The sequence below is a fragment of the Streptomyces sp. NBC_01431 genome, from assembly GCF_036231355.1.
Taxonomy (GTDB): Bacteria; Actinomycetota; Actinomycetes; order Streptomycetales; family Streptomycetaceae; genus Streptomyces.
This window is the reverse complement of sequence record NZ_CP109496.1, coordinates 4,113,615-4,136,476: the sequence shown is the minus strand read 5'-3', so window position 1 is coordinate 4,136,476 and position 22,862 is coordinate 4,113,615. Positions and strand designations below refer to the sequence as shown.

Below are 22,862 nucleotides of genomic sequence, written 5' to 3'. Positions count from 1 at the left end.
TGGATTAGCTATGGAAGAGCCGCGTCGCCTCGGCGGCCGGTACGAGCTGGGCCAGGTGCTCGGCCGTGGTGGCATGGCGGAGGTCTACCTCGCGCACGACACCCGGCTCGGCCGCACCGTCGCCGTGAAGACGCTGCGGGCCGACCTCGCCCGCGACCCGTCCTTCCAGGCCCGGTTCCGCCGTGAGGCCCAGTCGGCCGCCTCGCTCAACCACCCGGCGATCGTCGCTGTCTACGACACCGGCGAGGACTACGTCGACAACGTCTCCATCCCGTACATCGTGATGGAGTACGTCGACGGTTCGACCCTGCGTGAGCTGCTGCACTCCGGGCGCAAGCTGCTGCCCGAGCGCACCCTGGAAATGACCATCGGCATCCTCCAGGCCCTTGAGTACTCGCACCGCAACGGGATCGTTCACCGCGACATCAAGCCGGCCAACGTCATGCTGACGCGCACCGGCCAGGTCAAGGTCATGGACTTCGGCATCGCCCGCGCCATGGGCGACTCCGGCATGACGATGACGCAGACCGCCGCCGTGATCGGCACCGCCCAGTACCTCTCTCCGGAGCAGGCCAAGGGTGAGCAGGTCGACGCGCGAAGCGACCTGTACTCGACGGGCTGCCTGCTGTACGAGCTGCTGACGGTCCGGCCCCCCTTCGTCGGGGACTCGCCGGTCGCGGTCGCCTATCAGCACGTACGCGAGGAGCCGCAGCCTCCCTCGAACTTCGACGCCGAGATCACGCCCGAGATGGACGCCATCGTCCTCAAGGCGCTGGTCAAGGAGCCCGAATACCGCTACCAGTCGGCCGACGAGATGCGCGCCGACATCGAGGCCTACCTCGACGGCCAGCCGGTCGCCGCGACCGCCGCGCTCGGCGCGGTCGGCTACGGCAACGGGTACGACGGCTACAACAGCGGCTACGGCAACGACCAGCCGACCACCGCGCTGCGGCCCACCGACCCGGCCGGCCAGACCTCGATGCTGCCCCCGGTCAATCCGGACGACGGCGGCTACGGCTACGACGACCGCCCCGACCGGCGCCGCCAGAAGAAGTCCCACACCTCGACGATCCTGCTGGTCCTGGCGGGCGTCCTCGTCCTCGTCGGCGCGATCCTCATCGGCAAGTCGGTCTTCAACGGCGGCGCCGACAGCACCTCGGTGAGCGTGCCCCAGCTCGTCGGCAGCAGCCAGGGCGACGCGGAGAAGCTGGCGACCAACGCCGGGGTCAAGATGTCCGTGACCAAGAACGAGCCGTGCGCGGACCAGCCCAAGGGCAACATCTGCAGCCAGACCCCGGCCAACGGCAACATGAAGAAGGGCGAGACCGTCTCGGTCACCGTGTCCACGGGCGCGCCCAAGATCGAGGTTCCGGACGTCACGCAGAAGGACAAGGACAGCGCGACACAGCTCCTCCAGAGCAAGGGCTTCCAGGTGAAGACCAAGGAGGTCGAGTCCAGCTCGACGCCGGGCACGGTCGACTCGCAGGATCCGCAGGGTGGTTCACAGGCCGAGAAGAACTCGACGGTCACGCTCACGATCGCCAAGAAGCAGACCACGAAGCTGCCCGACGTGACGGGTTCGGACTACAACGCGGCGGTCCAGCAGCTCAGTGCCCTCGGCTTCACGAACGTGTCGCGCCAGGACGTGGACTCCGACAAGCCGCTCAACCAGATCGTCTCGATGACCCCGGCCGGCAACACCCCCCAGGCCAAGGACGTCCAGATCGTCCTGAAGGTCTCCAAGGGCCCGCAGCAGACGCCGCCCCAGACGCAGGGGCAGGTGCCTCAGGGTCTGGTCGGGCAGACGGTGAAGAAGGCCACGCAGATGCTGAACGACGCGGGCTTCAGCAACATCCAGTTCTCACAGGGCAGTTCGAACGACGAGAAGGCGCGCGTCGCGATCGTCACGCCCGGCTCGGGTACCACGGTCGACCCGAACCAGCCGATCACGCTGACCACACTCGGCGGCGGCAACGGCGGCCCGATCTTCGGCGGACCGCTGACCTAGCCCGCCGCCCGCTCAGCACTGAGCCCCGGCTCCCTCACGGGGGCCGGGGCTCAGTCGCGTAGGGGCACTGGATGCGTAGCCGGAGCGAACGCCCGTGAGGGCTAGCGCAGTTCGGCCGGCGGGGTGCGCTTGGCGTCGACCTTTTCGGTGCGCACCAGCTCGCCCCACACGATGTAGCGGTACTTCGAGGTGTAGACCGGGGTGCAGGTCGTCAGGGTGATGTACTGGCCGGGCTTCTTCACGCCCGACTCCTTCGGCACCGGCTGCAGCACGTCGACGTTGTACTTCGACGTCTCGGTCAGCTCCGCGAACACCTTGTAGACGTACCAGGTGTCCTTGGTCTCGAAGACCACCGGATCGCCGTTCTTGAGCTTGTCGATGTTGTGGAACTTGGCGCCGTGGCCGTCCCGGTGGGCCGCCAGCGTGAAGTTTCCGGTCTTGGCCGTACCGGGCAGCGCCGCCTTGACCGGGTCGGTGTAGTAGCCCGCCACACCGTCGTTGAGGACGTCGGTGTCGGTGCCCTTCTTGACGAGCACCTCGCCGTTCTTCATCGCCGGTACGTGCAGGAAGCCGATCCCGCCCTTGGTGTCCAGCGCGCCGGGCCCGGCACTCGCCGCCCAGTCGCGGCGCACGTTGTCGCCCTGCGCGGAGGCCTCGCGGTCGGCCATGACGTTCGTCCACCACAGGGAGTAGACGACGAACAGGCCGAGCACCAGGCCTGCGGTGATAAGGAGTTCACCGAAGACGCTGATGACGGCGGCGATGGTGCGCCGCCTGCTCCGGACCGGAGCCGGTCCGGGCGTGCCGGTCCGCTCCTCGTGGTCGGTTCCTGTAGCCACCGCACCCGCCCCTGCTGTCCGTTCGGTCATTCCACGAGCGCGTCGGGCTTGCCCTTGCTGCGCGGTCGGTCGTCAACCATCTTGCCCCACACGATCAATCGGTAGGTACTCGTGAATTCCGGCGTGCAGGTCGTCAGCGTCAGATAGCGGCCGGGCCGGGTGAATCCGGATCCGGTGGGGATCGGCTTGAGCACGGAGACGTTCGACGGCGGGGTCTGCGGCAGCGAGCTGGTGATCTCGTAGGTGTAGTACGCGGCCTGCGTCTCGACCACGACCTTGTCGCCCGGCTTCAGCTGGTTGATGTACCGGAAGGGCTCGCCGTGGGTGTTGCGGTGGGCCGCGACCGCGAAGTTGCCGGTCGGATCCGACGGCATCGCCGTCTTGAGGCCGTCCTCGTCGTAGTGGCCGATCATGCCTTTGTCGAGGACCTTCGCCTTGCTGGTGCCCTGCGCGATGGGGGCGACGATGTCCAGCTTGGGGATGTGCATGAGGGCGAAGCCCTGGCCGGGGGCGAACGCATCCGGTTTGCGGCCGTCCGCCCAGTCCTGCGCGATCTTCTTGGCGGCGCTGCCCGCCTCCTGGTGGGCACGGACGTTGGTCCACCACAGCTGGTACGTCACGAACAGGAGCATCACCACGCCCAGCGTGATGAACGCTTCCCCGATGACCCGGCTGGCGATCACCGCCGCGCTGTCCTTGCGGGCCTTCGCAGCCCGGCGCGCCTCCGCGCGGGTGCGGGGCACTTCGGCCGGCGCGGGCGCCGGAGCCGCGGCCCGGCGCCCCCGGCCCTTGGCGGCCCTGCGGCGCTCGGCCCGTCCCCCGGTGACCGGCGGGGGCGAGGGGACCTCCGCCGCGCTCCGCAGCGCGACGGTTCCGTCGTCGGCCGGCACGGGGAATATCGGCGCCGATATCGGTATCTCGGGCTCGGCGACGGGCAGCGGCGCGGGGGCCTGGGGCTCCGGTCGCCAGTCCTGCTGGTGTTGTGCCGGACCTGGCTCGTACCACTGCTGAGCCTGCGTCAGCGGGTCCTGTGCGGGCTCCGGTACGGCCGGGGATACGGGCTCCTGTACGGGGGCTGACGCGTCGGGCGCCAGGTTGTCGGAGCGGAACCAGGGTGATCCGTGCGCGCCGGGTGGCAGCGGGTCCGTCAGCGGGTCGTACTCGTGCTCCGGGCGCACCGAAGTCACGCCGCGGCCTTGCCCACCACCGGCGCGAGCCCCGCCGACCGCTCGACGGCCCCCGCATCGCCGCAGCGCACCAGCCAGTTGGCCAGCATCCGGTGACCGTGCTCGGTGAGGACCGACTCGGGGTGGAACTGGACGCCCTCGACCGGCAGTTCACGGTGGCGCAGCCCCATGATGATGCCGTCCTCGGTACGCGCGGTGACTTCGAGCGCGTCCGGCAGGGTCGCCGGCTCGGCGGCCAGCGAGTGGTAGCGGGTCGCCGTGAAGGGTGAGGGGAGCCCCGCGAAAACGCCGGTGCCCTGGTGTAGCACCGGCGACGTCTTGCCGTGCAGCAACTCGGGGGCCCGGCCCACGACACCGCCGTACGCGACCATCATCGACTGCATGCCGAGACAGACACCGAAGACGGGAACGCCGGTTTCGGCGCAGTGGCGCACCATGTCGATGCAGACGCCCGCCTGTTCGGGGGCACCCGGTCCCGGCGAGAGCAGGACGCCGTCGAAGCCGTCCTGGGCATGGGCGAGCAGGACCTCGTCGTTGCGGACGACCTCGCACTCGGCGCCGAGCTGGTACAGGTACTGGACCAGGTTGAAGACGAAGCTGTCGTAGTTGTCGACCACGAGAATGCGCGCGTTCACCGGCCTGTGGCTCCCATCCCCTGATCCACCGTCACGTCGTTGAACGGAAGCAGCGGCTCCGCCCACGGGAAGACGTACTGGAAGAGCACGTAGACGATCACGAGCACCATGGCGAGCGAGATGAACGCCCGCAGCCATGTGTTGCCCGGCAAATGCCGCCAGATCCAGCCGTACATGCCGTCCCCGCTGTCCCTTCCGACGATCGTTACGGCACCAGACTAAGGGCCCCGGTGACGGTGTGGGGTCACCCGGCCAAAGCTGTGGGTTTGCCCTGTGTCACAGGCAGAGTGGCGTCGAGGTGTGCCCAGGCGATCAAGCGGTGGCTGCTGCCCCATTCCGGGTCGCAGGTGGTGAGGGTCAGATAGCGGCCCGGTGAGCGGAACGGCGACTTGGCCGGGACGGGGTCGATGACACCGACGTCGCTGGGCACGGTCCGGTAGGGCACGTTGTCGATGCGGTACGTGTACCAGGTGGTGTCGTCGCGCAGGACGACCGCGTCGCCGGGCCGCAGTTCGGGAAAATCCTTGAACGGGTCGCCGTAGGTGCGCCGGTGGCCGGCCACCGAGAAGTTGCCCTGCTGTCCCAGCCGTGCCGTGTTCGCGTAGTGCCCGAGGCCCTTCTGGAGGTCCTTGACGGCGGTGCCTTCGAGGACCGGCTTGTGCCAGTCCCTGCCGAGCCGGGGCACGTACATGACAGCGAAGGACCGGCCTTCGGTGTACGCGGCCGGAGCGGGCGGCCGGGCGGCCTTCTGCGGGGCGGCCGGGCGGGGCGGGGGGCTCTGCGCCCACTGCTGCTGGAGGCCGGACATCTGGTCGCTGGCGGCGCTGTCGGCCTTCACCCCGGTCCAGTACAGGACGTACACGACGAACAGGACGATCAGGGTTCCGACGGTGATGCAGAGTTCGCTGAACGACCTCACGAGGATCCGCACGGACATCGGCGGTGGCCCCCTCCCGCGCCGCTACTGCACCGGCTTCGCGTAGTGGAGATCCACTGTGCCCGAGTAGCCGGGAAGAGTCATCGCCTTGTGCTCGTCGACTTTCCAGCCGAGCCCGTAGGCCGTCACGTACAGCTGGTAGTTCTGGATCGCCTTGGAGGCGCTGAGCGCCCCGCGCAGCTTCCCGGTGTCCCCGACCGCCGTGATCTTGTACGGGGGCGAGTAGACGCGGCCCTGGAGGAGCAGCGTGTTGCCGACGCAGCGCACGGCGCTGGTGGAGATCAGCCGCTGGTCCATGACCTGGATGCCCTGGGCGCCGCCCTGCCACAGCGCGTTGACCACGGCTTGCAGGTCCTGCTGGTGGATGACCAGGTCGTTGGCCTGCGGGGCGGGGTAGCCGGGGGCGGCGGTGGCGTTGGGCGGGGCGTCGTTGAGGGTGACGGTGAGGCCCTTGCCGGAGACCGGCGCGGTGCCCGCGGCGTCCTTGAGGCCGTTGAGGAGCTGGTCCTGGGCCTTGGTCGAGCCGTCGTCGCGCTGGGCGAGCGCGTCCACGTCGCCGCGGAGGGCCGCGGTGGACTCGCCGAGCTCCTGGTTCTTGTGGTCGCGCTGTTTGATCAGGTCCGACAGCTTCAGGAGTGAGGCGTCGGTGCGGATATTGGTGCCCTTGGCCGTGTTGAAACTGGTGACGAAAATGAGGCCGGCGAGCGCGAAGACGGCGGCCGACAGCAGCCGGACGGGCCGACCGCGCAAGCGGCGCCGGGGCTGTTGGGGGACCCCGTCGGGGGAGTCGGCAGAATTGCTCAACGTACCCTTATCTCCTTCGGCGCCACGGAAGCACTACGCTAACGGACGCTTGGGGGAGGCTTCCCCCGCAGTCCCGTCCCCCGGCGCCGCCACAGTTCCCTGCGCGGTCACGCAGCGCATCGACAGGAGAGTTCCTCGTGCCGAAGTCACGTATCCGCAAGAAGGCCGATTTCACGCCGCCCCCCGCGAAGCAGGCCACCGCCATAAAGCTGGGCAACCGCGGCTGGGTGGCCCCGGTGATGCTGGCGTTCTTCCTCATCGGGCTCGCCTGGATCGTCCTCTTCTATGTGACCGAGGGCGATCTGCCCCTGAAGGCGCTCGGTAACTGGAACATCGTGGTCGGCTTCGGCTTCATCGCAGGTGGCTTCGGCGTCTCCACGCAGTGGAAGTAGCGGCGTTCCCGCCGGCTTCCCGACCGGGACGGCAGGGCTGGTTTCCCGCCCGGAAGCAAGCTCTGCCCCCAGTTATCCACAGCGCTATCCACCGGGAGTGGATAACTCAGACGATCTGTGGATAACTTCCGGGAAGTTGACGCCGGTGTGACTGGTTCCACCGTTGTCCCCACCCTCTTGTGCCCCTTGCCCCGCCTGGAAATCACCAGGTCGGGAGCGAGGGGCACAAGCATTCCCCACCCAGTGCACAAGTTCGGGCACCCGCTGTGGACAACTCTGGGGAAAGCTCGCACCCGCTGTGCTCAGGTGAGCTCGGCGGTGCGGATCAGGACCATGGCGACCGATGCGGCGAGCACCAGTGCGCAGCTGCCCCACTGCACGAGCGCGCGGTGCTTCGCCGGGGCGTGCACCATGCCGATGCCGACCAGCACGCCCGCGGCCAGACCGCCCACGTGCGCCTGCCAGGCGATGCCCATCCACGGGTTGAACGTGAGGATCAGGTTGACCACGAGCAGCCCGATCACCGGCCGCATGTCGTACTTCATGCGCCGCATCAGCACCGCCATGGCGCCGAACAGGCCGAAGATCGCTCCGGACGCGCCGAGCGAGGGTTCGAGCGGGCTCGCGATCAGATACGTCAGCGCACCGCCCGCCAGACCCGAGACGACGTACAGCGCCAGATAGCGGGCCCGGCCGAACGCGGCTTCCAGCGGGCCGCCGAGCCACCACAGGCTCAGCATGTTGAAGAGGATGTGCACGACGCCGCCGTGCAGGAACATCGAGGTCACCAGGCGGTACCACTGGCCCTCGGCGAGGCCCTGCGGGCCGTCGAAGCCCGGCACGCCGGCCCTGCCGAGGAGGAAGAGCGCGTCGGTGAACCGGTCGCCGACCACCTCCTGGACCAGGAACATCACGGCGTTCAGCCCGATGAGGATCTTGGTGACCAGCTGCGGATCACCGGCCGAGAGGAGACCCCCCGCCAGAGTGCGCGGCCGACTGGCCGTCGGGGCGTGGCCGGTGCCGGAGCCGGTGCGCACACAGTCGGGGCACTGGAAACCGACGGAGGCGCTGATCATGCACTCGGGGCAGATCGGGCGCTCGCAGCGGGCGCAACTGATGCCGGTCGCCACGCCGGGGTGGCGGTAGCAGCCGGGCAGACCGGCCCGTCGCGCCTGATCCTGGTCCTGGTTCATCGGGCTCCCTCGTCCTCGTGCAGCAGCTCCGCCCCGCTCGTCATACGGACGAGCGGGGCGGAAAGGTTCCCTGCGGAGCCGGAGATCAGCCTTCGCGGTTCTCCACGACGACCGATTCGATGATCACGTCGTTGACCGGGCGGTCGGTGCGCGGGTTGGTCCGGGTGGAGACGATGGCGTCCACGACCTTCTTGCCGGCGTCGTTGGAGACCTCGCCGAAGATGGTGTGCTTCCCGGTCAGCCACGCGGTGGGCGAGACGGTGATGAAGAACTGCGAGCCGTTGGTGCCGGGGCCCGCGTTGGCCATGGCCAGCAGGTACGGCTTGGTGAAGGCCAGGTCCGGGTGGAACTCGTCGCCGAACTCGTAGCCGGGACCGCCGGTGCCGTTGCCCAGCGGGTCGCCGCCCTGGATCATGAAGCCCTCGATGACACGGTGGAAGACGGTGCCGTCGTACAGCGGTGCCGTGGTCTTCTGGCCGGTCTCGGGGTTCGTCCACTCGCGCTCGCCCTTGGCGAGTTCCACGAAGTTCTTGACCGTCTTGGGAGCGTGGTTCGGCAGGAGCCGAATCTCGATGTCGCCCTGATTGGTCTTCAGGGTGGCGTAAAGCTGGTCGGCCACGATCTGCCTTCCTTGGAGGTCTGCACTGAACGTCCCCCGATCCTCGCACGGACCGGACCGCCCGGTGGAAAAGCGCCCGGTTATCGATGGATACCCGTCGAACGGCCCCGCACCGGGCGCGACCGTGGCATCGTCGTCGGCGAGCTCCCTCCCCATCCGCGTGCGCAGTTGCTTCAAACAAGCCAGGCCCACCCGGATGCCATGACGCACATGCCGGGTACCCGCAGGACAGGCATGATTTCGAGATGGGTGGAAAGGCGACATACCGAACCGCCACCAAGGAGGAGGATCACGTGACCCGCATGGAGAGCGTGCGCGCCGCAACCGGAACGGCGAAGGAGAGCGTGCTGCACGCCGCGGAAGTGGTGGCGCCCTACGCCGACTCGGCCAGGCAGCAAGCCGCGCAGTACGCGCAGCACTATGCGCAGGAAGCGCGCGTACGCGTCGCACCGAAGGTGTCCCACGCCGCGTCGCAGGCGCGCCGCCAGGCCCATCGGCAGTACGGCGCCCACATCGCGCCGCGGGTGCCGGCCCGGGTGGACGAGGTGGCCCACCAGGCGGCTGAACGCTCGCGCCGGGCCGCCCGGCAGGCCGCCGAGTTCGCCGCACCGCGCGTGGAACAGGCGGTCGCCGCCGCCCAGCCCCTGCGCGAGGAGGCGCTGTCCCGTTCGACGGCCGCTTTCGCGGCACTGCGCGGCCAGGTCTCGCCCAAGGAGATCGAGAAGCTCGTGCGCAAGCACCGGCGGCAGGCCAAGGCGGCACGATTCGCCAAGGGCCTGGTGGTCGTGGGCATCCTGGCGGGCGGCGCGTTCGCCGCGTGGCGGTGGTGGGACAAGCAGGCCAACCCGGACTGGCTGGTCGAGCCGCCGGAGCCGACCGAGATCGCCCACCGCCCGCCGCTCACCTCGGTGGACGGCAGCAGCCCCGACGTCCTCGATCCCGAGGTGCAGGCAAAGCAGGCGGCGGACGAGGCCGCGGAGCGCGACGAAGGCCACTGATCCGTGTCTGTGGACAAGCACCGCTGACCGGTAGACCAGCAGCGGGCGTCCGGCGACCTCAACAGGCCGCCGCGCGCCCGCTGTTGTCAAGAGAGGGCAGTGATCACGCCCGGGGCGCACGGGGGGGCAGCCGTGTGGCATGCCCACGCCTGAATGGCCCCGAACCGCCGCCGGATCATCCAGGGCCTTCACAACCTTCAACCGGCTACGTGAGCGCGAACTCGCCGCATCATCGCGCGCGGCGCCCGCCGACATAGGGGCCTCCGCCGGGCCGCCAAGCGCCTCGGAGGCCGCGCCCGCGGCCTGGCCCCGCTCGCCATCGCGACCGGCCGACTGCTGCTCCTCTACGTTTACGTCCTGTTCGTGGTGCCCTGCACCGAGTACGTCCTGCTCGTGGCGCCGACATGAGGGAGGACTGGTCGCGGCGCTCGGGCTGCTGTTCAGCCTGCTCCATGCCGCCCGATGGGCCTCCGCGCTGATGCGGCGGGCCTGGCGGAGCAAACCGTTGCACTCAAGAATCAGGGGGCGAGACCAGCGCCGCCCCATGCGTTTGAGGGCCGCCGACCGCCCATTGCCCGCCGATGCGGACAGTCGGGTCGGGAAGGCGCCGACACCTGGGCACGAATAGCCGCCAGGGCCACCCGTTCAGGTCAGGGGTGCGCCATGCGGGGCGTTTGCGAACTATGGGTCCTGCGCGGCCACCTCGCTGACCGGGTGCCGGGTCAGTCTTCCAGGTGCATGTCCCGCCGCTGCGGGACTGCGTTGGCGATGAACTCCGAGACGACCAGGGCCACATGTTCGCGGCGTGGCAGTTGACGTAACGGCGCTGCTCGGAGCGCGTGTCCCCCCGGCTGGGGTGGCCGTCTCGCACCCCCTTCTGCGGTCGAACTCGACTATCTCTCTGACCAATGAACGAAAATCTATGCTGGCGGAAGTAGACATTGGATGGTGGCGTGGCTATGGTTTCTCTCGTAACCCAGAAGGACAGCAGGGCCCGGCAGAGACGAACTGCCGGGAAGCAGTACGCGAAGGTGCAGTACGCAGGACGGTGCGGTGGTGGAGTTCCGAAGCCACGTTTTTGCAGGACGGCGACGGGGCTGACGACCGGACCGGGTGGCCCGCAGTGATCAGGGGCCGCCGTGGAGCAGTACCGCAGTAAACGCAGTGGCAGTACCCGCTATATCCAGCAGTGAAGTCAGTGAGCAGTACCCCGGTGAAGGCGTCGGCTGCGGGCGCGCGCACCGGGTAGCTCGGCAGTGGGGTTCCAAGCCAGAGCAAGAGCAGGATGGGCGACGGGGCTGGCTGCCGGGAGTGGCGCTGTAGCAGGCCACTGGTAGTTCGCATCACCGCAGTACGCAGTAGTAGAGCAGTACCAGCAGTACGCAGTCCCCCGTTCAGTAAGTAGTTGATCACCGAGGGAAGAACGGAGGAGCCCCACGCCATCAGGATCGCCCGGGTGGAAGTCGTGAACCCGGGTACCGCAGGACATCGATAGTGAGGTGGTCTTCGGTCAAGCAACCGCGATCCCCGCATTCCACGCCCTCTCCCGGGTGCGCATGCGGATACAGAACGTCGGCGCAATGCCAGGGCCGACAGATGGTGTAGCAGTTCCTTCGGGGCCCGGGTGCCAGATGGCACCCGGGCCCCTCAACGCGTTCCATGAAAGAGGTGCAATGACAGCAGACGACTCGTTCAACCGTCTCAATGACGACGACTACCCCGCCTACACCATGGGCCGGGCCGCCGCGATGCTCGGCACCACCCAGGGTTTCCTCCGTGCCATCGGCGAAGCCCGCCTCATCACCCCGCTCCGCTCCTCGGGCGGACACCGCCGCTACTCCCGCTACCAACTGCGCATCGCCGCCCGCGCCCGCGAACTCGTCGACCAGGGGACCCCCATCGAGGCCGCCTGCCGCATCGTCATCCTCGAAGACCAGCTCGAAGAAGCCCAGCGCATCAATGCCGAATACCGCCGGGCCGCCGAGTCGGTGAATTCACCGCCCGCGGTCTGAGGTGTCGCGCGCCCGCCGGGTACCGGCGGTCCCGTACACAGATGTCGAGGGTGTGGCGCTTGGCTCGTTTTCTCGGGTGACAGGGCGTGTGGAGGCGCAGCGCCCGCGTCAGCTGTCACAGTTCGAAAGCTCCGCTTCGCCCACGTTCGGCGTGGGCGTTTTGCTGTGCCGTACCGCAGGCAAGAGGGCGATCATCCCCGCCTCCCGCGCGTTGCGGGAGGCGGCATCGACCGGGCGGGCAAGAGACATGGCTGCGGGAGCTGTGGTTCAACGCGGAGAAGGGCTAAGGCCCGACCGTGATGTTTGGCGTCTCCCAGGGCCGCCATGGACCAACGAGGCGTTCCCGGCGGTCAGGAGGTCAGTAGGTCAGTGGTCGGAGTAGCTGAAGTCGCCGGCGGTCCAGGCGCTGACGTCCTCGATCGCCACCCGGTACATCCCGCCCGTCTCCGGAATCCCCACCGCGCCCTGCAGAATCCGCGCCACGTGGAAGTGCAGATGTGTGGGCGGCCCCTCGCTGCGCGTGGCAGCGGTGAACACGGTGGAGAAATCGCTCAGGTGAGCCGAGTCCGCCAGGACCTCCGACACCCGCTGCCTCCAGACAGCTTCGGGAGCCAGGCGCCCGGTGATGACAGCACCACAGGCGACCACGGTCAGAGACATCTGATTGCTGTGCCCGGACTCCACCAGAGCGGCGACGTCAACAAGCAGTTCGTCAGGCTTCGACATGAGAGACGATTCTAATCACCAGCCGTCCGATCAGCTGAAGCAGTGGTACTCCACGAAACCTGCAAGATCGGACCGCGCAGACGGCGCCGCGGGCCCACCGGCTTCCGCCGCTCGGCCACTCTCTCAGGCCGGGCCGGCACCAACCTGCTGCCTCGTGCGTTCGAATAGACGCGCTGGGCGTCACTTGCCAACGACGGTCCCACCCCCGATAACCCAGAGGCTGGCCGGGACCGGGGTGCACTTGGTGGCGCTGGCGGGCTTGCTCGGGTCCAACAGGCTGGCGCCGGCCCAGCCGACCCGGCGCTCGCCATGCTTGTCAGCCGGGTAGAAGGTGAGCCCTGTCTCGGGGTGCCAGCCGGTCGGCCCGGTGGTCGCAGGCCCGCCGCCGACCGGGGTGGCGGTGGCCGTGGCGACCGGCCCGGTGACGGTGACAGCGCCGCCGTCGACGGCCAGGCAATCGACATCGAACTCGACCCGAACGGTGCCCGTCCCTATGAACACGTGCTGGACGACCGCGTGCCCCCGGGTGCGGCCGTCGACGGTCCGGGCGTCCACCCGGGCGGTGAGCCGCTCACCGTCGTTGGCCCCCGGGCCGTGCTCGTTGAGCAGGGTCCAGCTGCGCAGGGCGAGGTGCTGGGCGGGCGCCGGTACCGGAGCCGCCGCGGCGGCTCCGGTGGTTCCGGCCACGAGGGCCACGGCCGCGCTGACGAGCGCAGCGGCGATGGGGAACTCACGCATGGTCAATCCTCCACGGGAAGAAGGGAGTCGGGCATTCATCCGCTGCCTTCAAGCTTTCCGCCCATCCCGGTCCGCGGCCTCCCCCGCACGGAGGGACCGGCTCCCCCGGCCGGGGGAGCCGCCCTCCTCCGCTTGATCCAGAGCCTGCCGTCGAAGCGATCTCGGGTGGTGATCAAGGTGGGGCGGGGTGATACATCACCATGAGCTGTCTGCTGCCGAGTGGATCTGTTGCGGCCGTAGCTGCCGACATCCTCGACGGGGCTTCCGCGGCTGGACGATCGGACCGTCGTATCGGACCGTCATAAACGGAGTCGTGTGGAATTTCCGGACCGGGGCGGCCCGGCGGGACGCGCCTCAACGAAACGGGGCTCGGGCCTCCCCGCACGCGCGGGTTCCACCGCCGGATCAAGGACGCCGTCTTCGAGCGGATGCAGCGACGGCGCAGGTGAACGCGGACGCGACCGGGAACATCGACTGGCTCGCCTCGATCGGCTCCACCAGCGTCCGCGCCCACCAGCACGCCGCCGACGCCCGAAAGGGGGCTCCGTACCTGGTGCCGACGTACCGGCCCTGCCAGCACACGAAGAAGCCCCTCTGCCCTACGTTTCCGCAGGTCAGAGGGGCTCTGTGAATGTGGAGCCTAGGAGATTCGAACTCCTGACATCTGCCTTGCAAAGGCAGCGCTCTACCAACTGAGCTAAGGCCCCGGATGAGGTGTTGCGGGAACAGAGTACCGGGTGCAGCGGGGGATCTCGCAAAAGGATTGGGACTCCCGGTGAACGACCACGCTCCGTAAGATGCTCGGCGAGGTTCGCACCCGTGAAGCGGCCTCAATGGGGAAGCGATGGGGAGACGCGCAATGGACGCAGCACAGCAGGAAGCGACCGCCAGAGCCAGGGAGCTTCAGCGCAGCTGGTACGGAGAACCGCTGGGGGCGCTCTTCCGTCGGCTGATAGACGACCTCGGGCTCAACCAGGCCCGGCTCGCCGCCATTCTGGGGCTCTCGGCGCCCATGCTGTCACAGCTCATGAGCGGGCAGCGCGCCAAGATCGGCAATCCCGCCGTGGTGCAGCGCGTCCAGGCCCTCCAGGATCTGGCGGGGCAGGTCGCCGACGGCAGTGTGAGTGCCGTGGAGGCCACCGACCGCATGGAAGAGATCAAGAAGTCGCAGGGTGGCTCGGTACTGACCAACACCGGCCAGACGACGTCCAGTTCGGGCGCGCCGACGGTACGCCGCGTGGTCCGCGAGATCCAGTCGCTGCTGCGCTCCGTCGCGGCCGCGGGCGACATCATCGACGCCGCCGACGCCCTCGCCCCCGCCCACCCCGAACTGGCAGAGTTCCTCCGGGTGTACGGCGCGGGGCGCACCGCTGAGGCGGTCTCGCACTACGAGGCACACCAGAGCTGACAACGGTCGGATCGATCCAAGGGGCGTCGGGTGGGTGAGGTGTTCGCCGGTCGGTACGAGCTGATCGACCCGGTCGGCCGGGGCGGGGCCGGAGCCGTCTGGCGCACCTGGGACCGGCGGCGGCGCCGCTACGTGGCGGCCAAGGTCCTCCAGCAGAGCGACGCCCACACCCTGCTGCGGTTCGTTCGCGAGCAGGCCCTCAGGATCGACCATCCGCACGTCCTGGCCCCGGCCAGCTGGGCCGCCGACGACGACAAGGTCCTGTTCACCATGGACCTGGTCGGCGGCGGCTCACTGGCCCACTTGATCGGCGACTACGGGCCGCTGCCGCCCCGGTTCGTGTGCATTCTGCTCGACCAGCTCCTCGCCGGTCTCGCGGCGGTGCACGCGGAGGGCGTCGTCCATCGCGACATCAAGCCGGCCAACATCCTCCTGGAGGCCACCGGAAACGGCCGCCCGCACCTCAAGCTCTCCGACTTCGGCATCGCGATGCGCAAGGACGAGCCCCGTCTCACCGAGACCAACTACGTGGTGGGGACGCCGGGTTACTTCGCTCCCGAGCAGCTGATGGGCGCGGAGCCCGACTTCCCGGCCGACCTGTTCGCCGTCGGCCTGGTCGCGCTGTACCTCCTGGAGGGCAGCAAGCCGGACGCACGGGCGCTCGTCGAACACTTCACCGCCCACGGCACTCCGGGAGCCCCTCAGGGCATTCCTGAGCCGCTCTGGCAGGTTCTCGCGGGGTTGCTCCAGCCGAACCCGCAGAACCGGTTCCGCACGGCGACCGGGGCGCGCAAGGCGCTGGCCTCCGCGGTGGAACTGCTCCCCGAGCAGGACCCGGACGAGGAACCCGTCGAGGTCTTCGACCAGATCGGCCCCCTGCCGCCCGGCTGCACCGAGAAGGGCCCCGATCGGGCGACGCCGGACGCGCCGGACTCCGTACGCGGGGACGAGGGACGGGAACTTTCCGGCCAACACCGCCATTTGGGAGCGGCGGCCCATCAACAAGGCCAGCCATCAAGCGGGTTGGCGTCTTGGACCGCACAACCGCAGGCCGACCCCGGCAGCCTTCAGCCTGCACAGTCCCAACCTCCGACGCCCCCCACCCAGGCCCCGCCGTACGAACCGTCCCCGGCGTACGAACCGGCCCCGGGTTACGAACACACCTTCGGAACTCTGCCCACCACCCCATACACAGCGCAGTACCCCTCTGCGACGACGCCATATGTCCCGGTGACGCCTCATCCCAATGCGCCGCCGCCCCCACACGTTCCCGTCCCTGGCGGTGATTTCAAGCCGCGCCGACCGGGGCCTCCCGTCAAGGTCGCGGTCCCCGTGCTCCTGGTGGCGCTGGTGTGTTTCGCGGTCGGGTTCTGGGCGCTGGCCCAGACCTGAGGGTCGGGGCCAGGGGCGCCTACCAGGCCGCGGGCGGTCCGAACCTCTGGGGCGCGGGGGCTGCAGCGCGCCTGCGGGCCACCAGCGTCCACACTCCGAGCCCGGCCACGAGCACCGTGCCGGTGCCGATTGCGACGGCTGCGAGGAGTTTCATCGCGCTGTCATCGGCAGAAGGCGCGGGCGTCCCGAAATCGGGAGCCCGCCCCGCGTATGCCGGGCCGGATTTCGCCTGTCCCCGGACGGTCAGCCCCAGCGTCACGTCGTACGGCGTGTCCCCGAAGGTCTGCCCGACCTCGGGACTGAGTGACACTTCCAGGTAGTAGGACCCGCTGAAGCGCATCGCCGAGACCTGGTCGGCCGGTGCGTACCGGTTCTCGTAGGCGACCGGCGCCAGCGGCTCTAGCGCGGCCTCCTTCTGCTTTCCGTCGTACGGAGCCGACGCCCCGGAGACGAGCCCGCGCCCGGGGTTGTAGAGCTGGAGGGACAGCGCGCTGCCGACGTATCCGTCCTTGGCGGTGGCGATGCTGCCCAGGCCGGCGGTGGCGAAGACCTGCTGGCCCCAGTCGAGCGGCACGCTGAAGAAGAGGGTCTCGCCCGGCCGGATCGAGTCCCTCCACTGTCCTTCGGACAAGGCCGTCGCGTCGTTGAAGCCGCTGCCGCCGTGACGCCGCTGCGGGGCGCCGGTCGGCGCGGCCGGTGACCCGGAGGGCCAGCCCGACGGTGCCGTACTCGGCCCGGCGGTCTTCGTCGTGGGCTCGGTCGAGTAGCGCAGTTCCAGACCCCAGTCGCCGGGCGTGGAGGCGGCATCGCTCTCCCGCTCGACCACCATGTAATAGGTGCCGGGTTCCTGACAGGTCGACAGGCTTCGGCGGAGCGCGCGATAGGCGTAGGCGGCGATGGGGTGCGGGTACTGCGCCGAGCCGATCGAACGGCGCTGGGAGTCGCAGGTGTCGCCGTCGGCGTTCTGGAGCGACACCTTGATGGAGTCGCCGTACGCGAGCTTCGCACCCGGCGGGCCCGGCACGGCGACCGCCGACACATAGGCGTCGCTCGTGCCGTCCAGGACGACCTGGAAATAGAGCTTGCCTTGGGGCTTGATGACCGACCTATAGGCAGTGTCGGGCTTCAGCACTGGCCCGTCGGTGTTCTTCGCCGCCCCCGCCACGTCCTGCACACCGCCGGGATACCGGTACGGCTGCGGTTGCCCGGCCGCGTGCGCGGGGCCCGGCGACACGAGCAGCGCGCAGAGCACGCCTGCGACCGCCCCGATCCTGCGCCCCACTGCCCGGGTCCTGCTGCGTGCGGCCGCACGCGACCTGCTGCCCGCCGTCGCTCGCGACCCGTCCGCCACGGTCCAGGACCTGTTGTGCCTCGCCCTCACGTCGCCCCGCCCCACCTTTGCCCTCGCAAGTCAGCCATTCGCTTACGTGAACACACCGGCGCCCGGGGACGGACCCGCCCCGGGACAGCACGAAGCCCCGGCCACATCAGTGGCCGGGGCTTCGCAACCGGGTCTTCGTCTCACACACCCGAACCTGCGGGCACGGAGTCGGTCGCCTCCGTCCACAGATCCTGCTCGGCGCGATCCGCCTGGATCTGGCGGTACACGAGGAGCCCGCCGATGGCAGCCAGTGCGACCAGGAGAAGCTTCTTCACCGCGCGACCTCGTCTTTCCTTGACGTAAGGGACCTCTGCCGCCCGACTATACACACCGATCGATATCAATCGGTGATGCTCCATCCGTGTGTAGTTCATCGGAAGATCCGGCGATACGGTGCGTCGCTCCTCGCCTCCTCCGCACTGCCCGCACATCATCGGATACAACGCAATTCGGGCAACCCAAAAGCACACCCTGCTCACGGAAGAAGCGAGGAAGTCATGGCAACCAGCAAGCTCACGACGTGGTGGACGGCCCTCATCAGCATGTTCGTCGCCCTGTTCGCAGCCCTCGGCTTCGCCGGTCAGGCCTCCGCCGCCGCCCCCGCGGCTTCCGTACCGCAACACGACGTGACGTACAACCGGAGCGAACTCCCCGCCTCCGTTGCTCCTGCCGTGCACTGGGCCCTGCCCGCCGCCTCGGCGCTGCCGCCCACCATGAAGCAGCGCATCCGCGCCGAGGCACACGGCGCCTCGCCCTCCTCCCGCCAGCGCACCGACGTCCGCGACGCGGCCGACGACCCGAACACGCCCAGCGAGGGCGCCGATGAGAACAACGCCCCGACGGAAGCGGATGAGCCCGAGGCCGCCCCCGCGACCGATCCCGGTGCCGAAGCCCCGAACTCGGCGGATGGTCCGGGTGCCGAAGCCCCGAACCCCGCGGATGGTCCGGGGCGCGACGCCCCGAACCCCGCTCGGCCTTCGGATGAGTCCAGGCCGGAGGCTCCGAACCCCGCCGCCCCCGCGGATGGCCCAGGGCCGGAGGCCATGACCTCCTGACCCACCCCGCTCTGCCCGAGCTGCGAGCCCGGCAACTCCCCCGAGTTGCCGGGCTCTTCGGTGTTTTCTGGGTCACGGAGGCGGTCCTGCGTGCACGGGGAGACGACTTCCGCGCCGTGCACGCCGCAGGGCGGCCTGCCTGAAGGAGCGGGGCGGCCGGATTCGCACCGGCGGCCTTCTCCATGTCGTGCAGACGCAAGCACTCCCCGTGTCGTGTAGGCCCACTGCCTCACGCCCCCGCCTTGATCAACACCGTATGACTCCCCGACGCTCTCCTTTATCGCGGTCCAGGCAGCAGATCCCGGCCGCGAGATCGCCACTCCCAGCCCTGCAACACTCCGCACAGCAAATACACAGAAATAGCGCCGGAGAAATACCACGGAGCCCCCAGGGATTTCCCCCTGAGGGCTCCGCGTGATTTTGGCGACCTTTTTAAAGAGGCCTCACATACTCTTTGCGCGAGTAGGCGGACATTACCGTCGTTCGCAGACCTTGCGCGCCTTGTGCCAGGTCTTCGTCCAGTACCCGGGGTGGACCTTGCCGTGCCGGTCGCGCGAGGGCTTGTGCCAGGTCTTCGTCCAGTAGCCCTTGACCACGTGGCACCTCTCCTTGCCACCGTGCGCCGCCACGATCCCGTGCGACTGAGCAGCCTCCGCGGTACCGACCGAGGAGAAAGCCACTCCGGCGGCCAGCGCGGCAGTAGCAGCACCCACAGCGATCACACGCTTGACACTTTGAATCATGACTCCACCCTTCTGATTAATAGAACTATTCGACGAGTTGGACAACGACAGTTTTATCACCAATAGCTCGACGGAATACAAGGGATGGTCAGGCGCGCGGGAGCGCGAAGTGGTTGCGAATAAAAAACGCACGCCCCCGGAAAAGCAATAATTAATTTACCTCTGGATTCCGGAACCATTCGCCGAGGATGGGCGTCCCTCGTACCGGGCGCCCGGAGGCACGCCGACGAGTCCGGCGACGAGAGCCGAGGCGGCAACAGACGGGCCGGCAGGGTGGGGCAGGAGGACATGCAGAAGACCCGGTAGATCATGAGATCTACCGGGCCTGTGACCTGTGTCAGGTCTGCTGTGGGGCTAACAGGATTTGAACCTGTGGCCTCATCCTTATCAGGGATGCGCTCTAACCAACTGAGCTATAGCCCCGCCGCGCCTTGCGGGAGTGTGTCCCGCGCGCCGACCTCTGAAGATTAGCGCACGGGACCGCCAGTCCCAAAATCGATAGCCGGACGGCTGTGGGCAGCGGCTACTCGTCCTCGGCCAGCGTGAGCTCGATGCCACCCACGAAACCGGCCGAGAGGTTGTAGATGAAGGCGCCGAGCGTCGCCAGTGCGGTGGCGAGCACCACGTCGATCACCGCGATGATCGAGGTGAACAGCAGCACCCGCGGCAGCGAGAGGAACGACTGGAGGTCGAAGCCGTTGGACTCGTTCGAGCCCGTGGCCTCGCTGATCGTGCCGCCGACCGTCGAGAAGACGCCCATGGCGTCCATGACCATCCACAGCACCGCCGCCGCGACCACCGTGCAGATGCCGAGCGCGATGGACAGCAGGAAGCTGACCTTCATCACCGACCACGGGTCGGCCTTGGCCACCCGCAGCCGCGCCTTGCGCGTTCGGGGCGTCGTACGCGCCCCCGTACGCGGCCGGCGGACCGCCGCCCCCGAACTGCCCCGCTGAGGCGCTGGATACGCCTGCGGCGGGTGGTAGGGCTGCTGGCCCTGTGCGGGCCGCTCACGCTCACCGGGCAGCGGCCCGTTGGCGTGGCCCTCGTACTCCGTGCGGGCCTGAGGCCCCCGGGTGTCCGTCACCGTTACCCCCTGGGAGTCCGCGGCAGGGCCACGGGCACCTTTCGCTCCGGAAGCGGCCGCTCCGGCGCCCGTGGCTCCACTCACGCTTTACTCCTCGTGCTCCCCGGCCGAAGGCTGGGCGCCCTCGGCAGCAGCCTCGGCAGTAGCGCCCTCGGCGTCATCGGCTCCGTCGACCTCTTCGGCCTCGCTGCCCGCCTCGGCGTTACGGGCGATACCGACCACGGCATCGCGCTTGCCCAGGTTGATCAGTTGGACGCCCATGGTGTCACGGCCCGTCTCCCTGACCTCGTTGACTCGCGTACGAATCACACCGCCACCGAGCGTGATGGCGAGGATTTCGTCGCTCTCCTCCACCACCAGCGCACCGACCAGCGAACCCCGGTCCTCCACGATCTTGGCGGCCTTGATACCGAGGCCGCCGCGACCCTGGACGCGGTACTCGTCGACGGGGGTGCGCTTCGCGTACCCGCCATCGGTTGCGGTGAAGACGAACGTACCGGGCCGGACGACATTCATCGAGAGCAGTTCGTCGCCCTCTCGGAAACTCATCCCCTTGACGCCCGAGGTGGCGCGGCCCATCGGGCGAAGCGCGTCGTCGGTGGCCGTGAAGCGGATGGACTGCGCCTTCTTGCTCACGAGGAGCAGATCGTCCTCGGCCGACACCAGCTCGGCGCCGATCAGTTCGTCGTCGCCGCCGTCCGCGGTCTCCCGCAGATTGATGGCGATGACACCACCCGAACGGGGCGAGTCGTAGTCCTTGAGCGAGGTCTTCTTCACCAGGCCGGCCTTGGTGGCCAGGATCAGATAGGGCGCCGCCTCGTAGTCGCGGATCGCGAGAATCTGGGCGATCTTCTCGTCCGGCTGGAAGGCGAGCAGGTTGGCGACGTGCTGACCGCGCGCGTCGCGTCCCGCGTCGGGCAGTTCGTAGGCCTTGGCCCGGTAGACCCGGCCCTTGTTGGTGAAGAACAGCAGCCAGTGGTGGGTGGTGGAGACGAAGAAGTGGTCGACGATGTCGTCCTGCTTCAGCTTGGTGCCCCGCACGCCCTTGCCGCCGCGCTTCTGCGAGCGGTAGTCCTCGGTCTTGGTGCGCTTGACGTAGCCGCCGTTGGTGATGGTGACGACGATGTCCTCTTCGGCGATCAGGTCCTCCATGGACATGTCGCCGTCGAACGGCACCAGGGCCGAGCGCCGGTCGTCGCCGAACTTGTCGACGATCGCGGCCAGTTCCTCGCTGACGATCGCCCGCTGCTTCTCCGGCGAGGCGAGGATCGCGTTGTACTCGTTGATCTTCGCCTGGAGTTCGTCGTGCTCGGCGACGATCTTCTGGCGCTCCAGGGCGGCGAGCCGGCGCAACTGCATCTCAAGGATGGCGTTGGCCTGGATCTCGTCGATGGAGAGCAGGCCCATGAGGCCCTCGCGCGCCACGTCGACCGTGTCGCTGCGCCGGATCAGCGCGATGACCTCGTCGATCGCGTCCAGCGCCTTGAGCAGGCCGCGCAGGATGTGCGCCCGCTCCTCGGCCTTGCGCAGCCGGAACTTCGTACGCCGGACGATGACCTCGATCTGGTGCGTCACCCAGTGGCGGATGAACGCGTCGATCGAGAGCGTGCGCGGCACGCCGTCGACCAGCGCCAGCATGTTGGCGCCGAAGTTGGTCTGGAGGTCGGTGTGCTTGTACAGGTTGTTCAGGACGACCTTGGCGACCGCGTCCCGCTTGAGGACGATCACCAGGCGCTGGCCGGTGCGCGAGGAGGTCTCGTCGCGGACGTCCGCGATGCCGCCGACCTTGCCGTCCTTGACCAGGTCGGCGATCTTCTGCGCGAGGTTGTCCGGGTTGGTCTGGTACGGCAGTTCCGTGACCACCAGGCACTGGCGGTTCTGGATCTCCTCGACCGCGACGACCGCGCGCATCGTGATGGAGCCGCGGCCGGTGCGGTACGCCTCCTCGATGCCCTTGCGGCCCACGACCAGTGCGCCGGTGGGGAAGTCGGGGCCCTTGATGCGCTCCATCAGCGCGTCCAGGAGCTCCTCGTGCGAGGCCTCCGGGTTCGCCAGGTACCACTGGGCACCCTCGGCGACCTCGCGCAGGTTGTGCGGCGGGATGTTGGTCGCCATGCCGACCGCGATGCCGGCCGAACCGTTGACCAGCAGGTTGGGGAAGCGCGCCGGCAGGACCGTCGGCTCCTGGTTGCGGCCGTCGTAGTTGTCCGTGAAGTCGACGGTCTCCTCGTCGATGTCCCGGACCATCTCCATGGCCAGCGGCATCAGCTTGCACTCGGTGTACCGCATGGCGGCGGCCGGGTCGTTGCCCGGGGAACCGAAGTTGCCGTTGGAGTCCACCAGCGGCATGCGCATCGACCAGTGCTGGGCGAGGCGCACGAGCGCGTCGTAGATCGAGGAGTCGCCGTGCGGGTGGTACGTACCCATGACGTCACCGACGACGCGGGCGCACTTGTAGAAGCCCTTCTCGGGGCGGTACCCGCCGTCGTACATGGCGTACAGGACGCGGCGGTGGACGGGCTTCAGACCGTCCCGCACGTCCGGCAGCGCACGCGAGACGATGACGGACATCGCGTAGTCGAGGTAGGAGCGCTGCATCTCCGTCTCGAGCCCGACGGGCTCGATGCGCAGAACGGGGCCTTCCTCGGTGGCTTCAGTGGTGGCGGGTGTGTTCTCGTCGGCCATTGCTGGTTCTCAAGTCCTTTCGA

General features: G+C 68.7%; 22 protein-coding genes and 2 tRNA genes. 7 read left to right on the top strand and 17 right to left on the bottom strand.

The window, feature by feature from the left end:
* Window positions 1-10 precede the first annotated feature (10 nt).
* On the top strand, window positions 11-2,008 hold the full coding sequence (pknB, locus tag OG522_RS19005; RefSeq protein WP_329464169.1) for a Stk1 family PASTA domain-containing Ser/Thr kinase: 1,998 nt from the start codon (window positions 11-13) through the stop codon (window positions 2,006-2,008).
* A 101-nt stretch (window positions 2,009-2,109) separates the two neighbouring features.
* On the opposite strand, the gene OG522_RS19000 is transcribed toward pknB, so the two are convergent.
* The 6 genes from OG522_RS19000 to OG522_RS18975 form a co-directional block, all read right to left on the bottom strand.
* Complete coding sequence (locus OG522_RS19000) at window positions 2,110-2,847, bottom strand: class E sortase (RefSeq protein WP_329464168.1); 738 nt, start codon at window positions 2,845-2,847, stop codon at window positions 2,110-2,112.
* A 26-nt stretch (window positions 2,848-2,873) separates the two neighbouring features.
* Window positions 2,874-4,034, bottom strand: coding sequence for a class E sortase (locus tag OG522_RS18995; protein WP_329464167.1), 1,161 nt, complete (start codon window positions 4,032-4,034; stop codon window positions 2,874-2,876).
* Window positions 4,031-4,669, bottom strand: coding sequence for an aminodeoxychorismate/anthranilate synthase component II (locus tag OG522_RS18990; RefSeq protein WP_329464166.1), 639 nt, complete (start codon window positions 4,667-4,669; stop codon window positions 4,031-4,033). The genes OG522_RS18995 and OG522_RS18990 overlap by 4 nt, the downstream gene beginning before the upstream one ends.
* Window positions 4,666-4,845 (bottom strand): hypothetical protein, encoded by a 180-nt coding sequence (locus OG522_RS18985; protein ID WP_329464165.1) that lies wholly within the window; start codon window positions 4,843-4,845, stop codon window positions 4,666-4,668. Before OG522_RS18985 ends, OG522_RS18990 begins: the two co-directional genes overlap by 4 nt.
* 68 nt (window positions 4,846-4,913) lie before the next feature.
* A complete protein-coding gene (locus tag OG522_RS18980; protein ID WP_329464164.1) occupies window positions 4,914-5,606 on the bottom strand; it encodes a class E sortase in 693 nt (230 codons plus the stop codon).
* Between the two features lie 24 nt (window positions 5,607-5,630).
* A complete protein-coding gene (locus OG522_RS18975) occupies window positions 5,631-6,410 on the bottom strand; it encodes a DUF881 domain-containing protein (protein ID WP_329464163.1) in 780 nt (259 codons plus the stop codon).
* A 137-nt stretch (window positions 6,411-6,547) separates the two neighbouring features.
* Here OG522_RS18975 and crgA point away from each other — a divergent pair, with 137 nt between their 5' ends.
* On the top strand, window positions 6,548-6,802 hold the full coding sequence (gene crgA / locus OG522_RS18970) for a cell division protein CrgA (protein WP_329464162.1): 255 nt from the start codon (window positions 6,548-6,550) through the stop codon (window positions 6,800-6,802).
* A gap of 302 nt (window positions 6,803-7,104) precedes the next feature.
* Here crgA and OG522_RS18965 read toward each other — a convergent pair whose 3' ends face one another.
* Window positions 7,105-7,995 (bottom strand): rhomboid family intramembrane serine protease, encoded by an 891-nt coding sequence (locus tag OG522_RS18965; protein ID WP_329464161.1) that lies wholly within the window; start codon window positions 7,993-7,995, stop codon window positions 7,105-7,107.
* A gap of 85 nt (window positions 7,996-8,080) precedes the next feature.
* The gene (locus tag OG522_RS18960; RefSeq protein ID WP_329464160.1) at window positions 8,081-8,614 is read right to left on the bottom strand and encodes a peptidylprolyl isomerase; all 534 of its coding nucleotides are present in this window, start codon (window positions 8,612-8,614) and stop codon (window positions 8,081-8,083) included.
* A 293-nt stretch (window positions 8,615-8,907) separates the two neighbouring features.
* On the opposite strand from OG522_RS18960, the gene OG522_RS18955 reads away from it, so the two are divergent.
* Together OG522_RS18955 and OG522_RS18950 are read left to right on the top strand one after the other, a co-directional pair.
* Window positions 8,908-9,612, top strand: coding sequence for a DUF5324 family protein (locus tag OG522_RS18955; RefSeq protein ID WP_329464159.1), 705 nt, complete (start codon window positions 8,908-8,910; stop codon window positions 9,610-9,612).
* Window positions 9,613-11,285: 1,673 nt separating this feature from the next.
* Entirely contained in the window at window positions 11,286-11,624 is a 339-nt protein-coding gene (locus OG522_RS18950; RefSeq protein ID WP_329464158.1) for a MerR family transcriptional regulator, read from the top strand.
* Window positions 11,625-11,990: 366 nt separating this feature from the next.
* On the opposite strand, the gene OG522_RS18945 is transcribed toward OG522_RS18950, so the two are convergent.
* From OG522_RS18945 to OG522_RS18935, 3 genes are all read right to left on the bottom strand, one after another.
* A complete protein-coding gene (locus OG522_RS18945; protein WP_329464157.1) occupies window positions 11,991-12,350 on the bottom strand; it encodes a hypothetical protein in 360 nt (119 codons plus the stop codon).
* A gap of 180 nt (window positions 12,351-12,530) precedes the next feature.
* Window positions 12,531-13,088, bottom strand: coding sequence for a hypothetical protein (locus OG522_RS18940; RefSeq protein WP_329464156.1), 558 nt, complete (start codon window positions 13,086-13,088; stop codon window positions 12,531-12,533).
* Between the two features lie 634 nt (window positions 13,089-13,722).
* Window positions 13,723-13,795: transfer RNA gene (locus OG522_RS18935), tRNA-Ala, on the bottom strand.
* A 152-nt stretch (window positions 13,796-13,947) separates the two neighbouring features.
* Between OG522_RS18935 and OG522_RS18930 the strand changes: the two genes are divergently transcribed.
* Complete coding sequence (locus OG522_RS18930; protein WP_329464155.1) at window positions 13,948-14,496, top strand: helix-turn-helix transcriptional regulator; 549 nt, start codon at window positions 13,948-13,950, stop codon at window positions 14,494-14,496.
* 30 nt (window positions 14,497-14,526) lie between these two features.
* Window positions 14,527-15,888, top strand: coding sequence for a serine/threonine-protein kinase (locus OG522_RS18925; protein WP_329464154.1), 1,362 nt, complete (start codon window positions 14,527-14,529; stop codon window positions 15,886-15,888).
* Between the two features lie 19 nt (window positions 15,889-15,907).
* Here the strand turns inward: OG522_RS18925 and OG522_RS18920 are convergent, their stop codons facing one another.
* Together OG522_RS18920 and OG522_RS18915 are read right to left on the bottom strand one after the other, a co-directional pair.
* Window positions 15,908-17,170, bottom strand: coding sequence for a hypothetical protein (locus OG522_RS18920; RefSeq protein WP_329464153.1), 1,263 nt, complete (start codon window positions 17,168-17,170; stop codon window positions 15,908-15,910).
* Between the two features lie 239 nt (window positions 17,171-17,409).
* Complete coding sequence (locus OG522_RS18915; RefSeq protein ID WP_003958712.1) at window positions 17,410-17,544, bottom strand: DLW-39 family protein; 135 nt, start codon at window positions 17,542-17,544, stop codon at window positions 17,410-17,412.
* A gap of 222 nt (window positions 17,545-17,766) precedes the next feature.
* Here OG522_RS18915 and OG522_RS18910 point away from each other — a divergent pair, with 222 nt between their 5' ends.
* Window positions 17,767-18,324 carry a DUF6344 domain-containing protein gene (locus OG522_RS18910; protein ID WP_329464152.1) on the top strand — a complete coding sequence of 186 codons (558 nt, stop codon included), beginning with the start codon at window positions 17,767-17,769 and terminating at the stop codon, window positions 18,322-18,324.
* A 473-nt stretch (window positions 18,325-18,797) separates the two neighbouring features.
* Here the strand turns inward: OG522_RS18910 and OG522_RS18905 are convergent, their stop codons facing one another.
* The 4 genes from OG522_RS18905 to gyrA all read right to left on the bottom strand — a co-directional run bounded on the left by OG522_RS18905 (window position 18,798) and on the right by gyrA (window position 22,839).
* Entirely contained in the window at window positions 18,798-19,067 is a 270-nt protein-coding gene (locus tag OG522_RS18905) for a hypothetical protein (RefSeq protein WP_329464151.1), read from the bottom strand.
* Between the two features lie 349 nt (window positions 19,068-19,416).
* Window positions 19,417-19,490: transfer RNA gene (locus OG522_RS18900), tRNA-Ile, on the bottom strand.
* A gap of 100 nt (window positions 19,491-19,590) precedes the next feature.
* Window positions 19,591-20,154 carry a DUF3566 domain-containing protein gene (locus OG522_RS18895; RefSeq protein WP_329464150.1) on the bottom strand — a complete coding sequence of 188 codons (564 nt, stop codon included), beginning with the start codon at window positions 20,152-20,154 and terminating at the stop codon, window positions 19,591-19,593.
* An 87-nt stretch (window positions 20,155-20,241) separates the two neighbouring features.
* Window positions 20,242-22,839 carry a DNA gyrase subunit A gene (gyrA, locus tag OG522_RS18890; RefSeq protein ID WP_329464149.1) on the bottom strand — a complete coding sequence of 866 codons (2,598 nt, stop codon included), beginning with the start codon at window positions 22,837-22,839 and terminating at the stop codon, window positions 20,242-20,244.
* Window positions 22,840-22,862 lie beyond the last annotated feature (23 nt).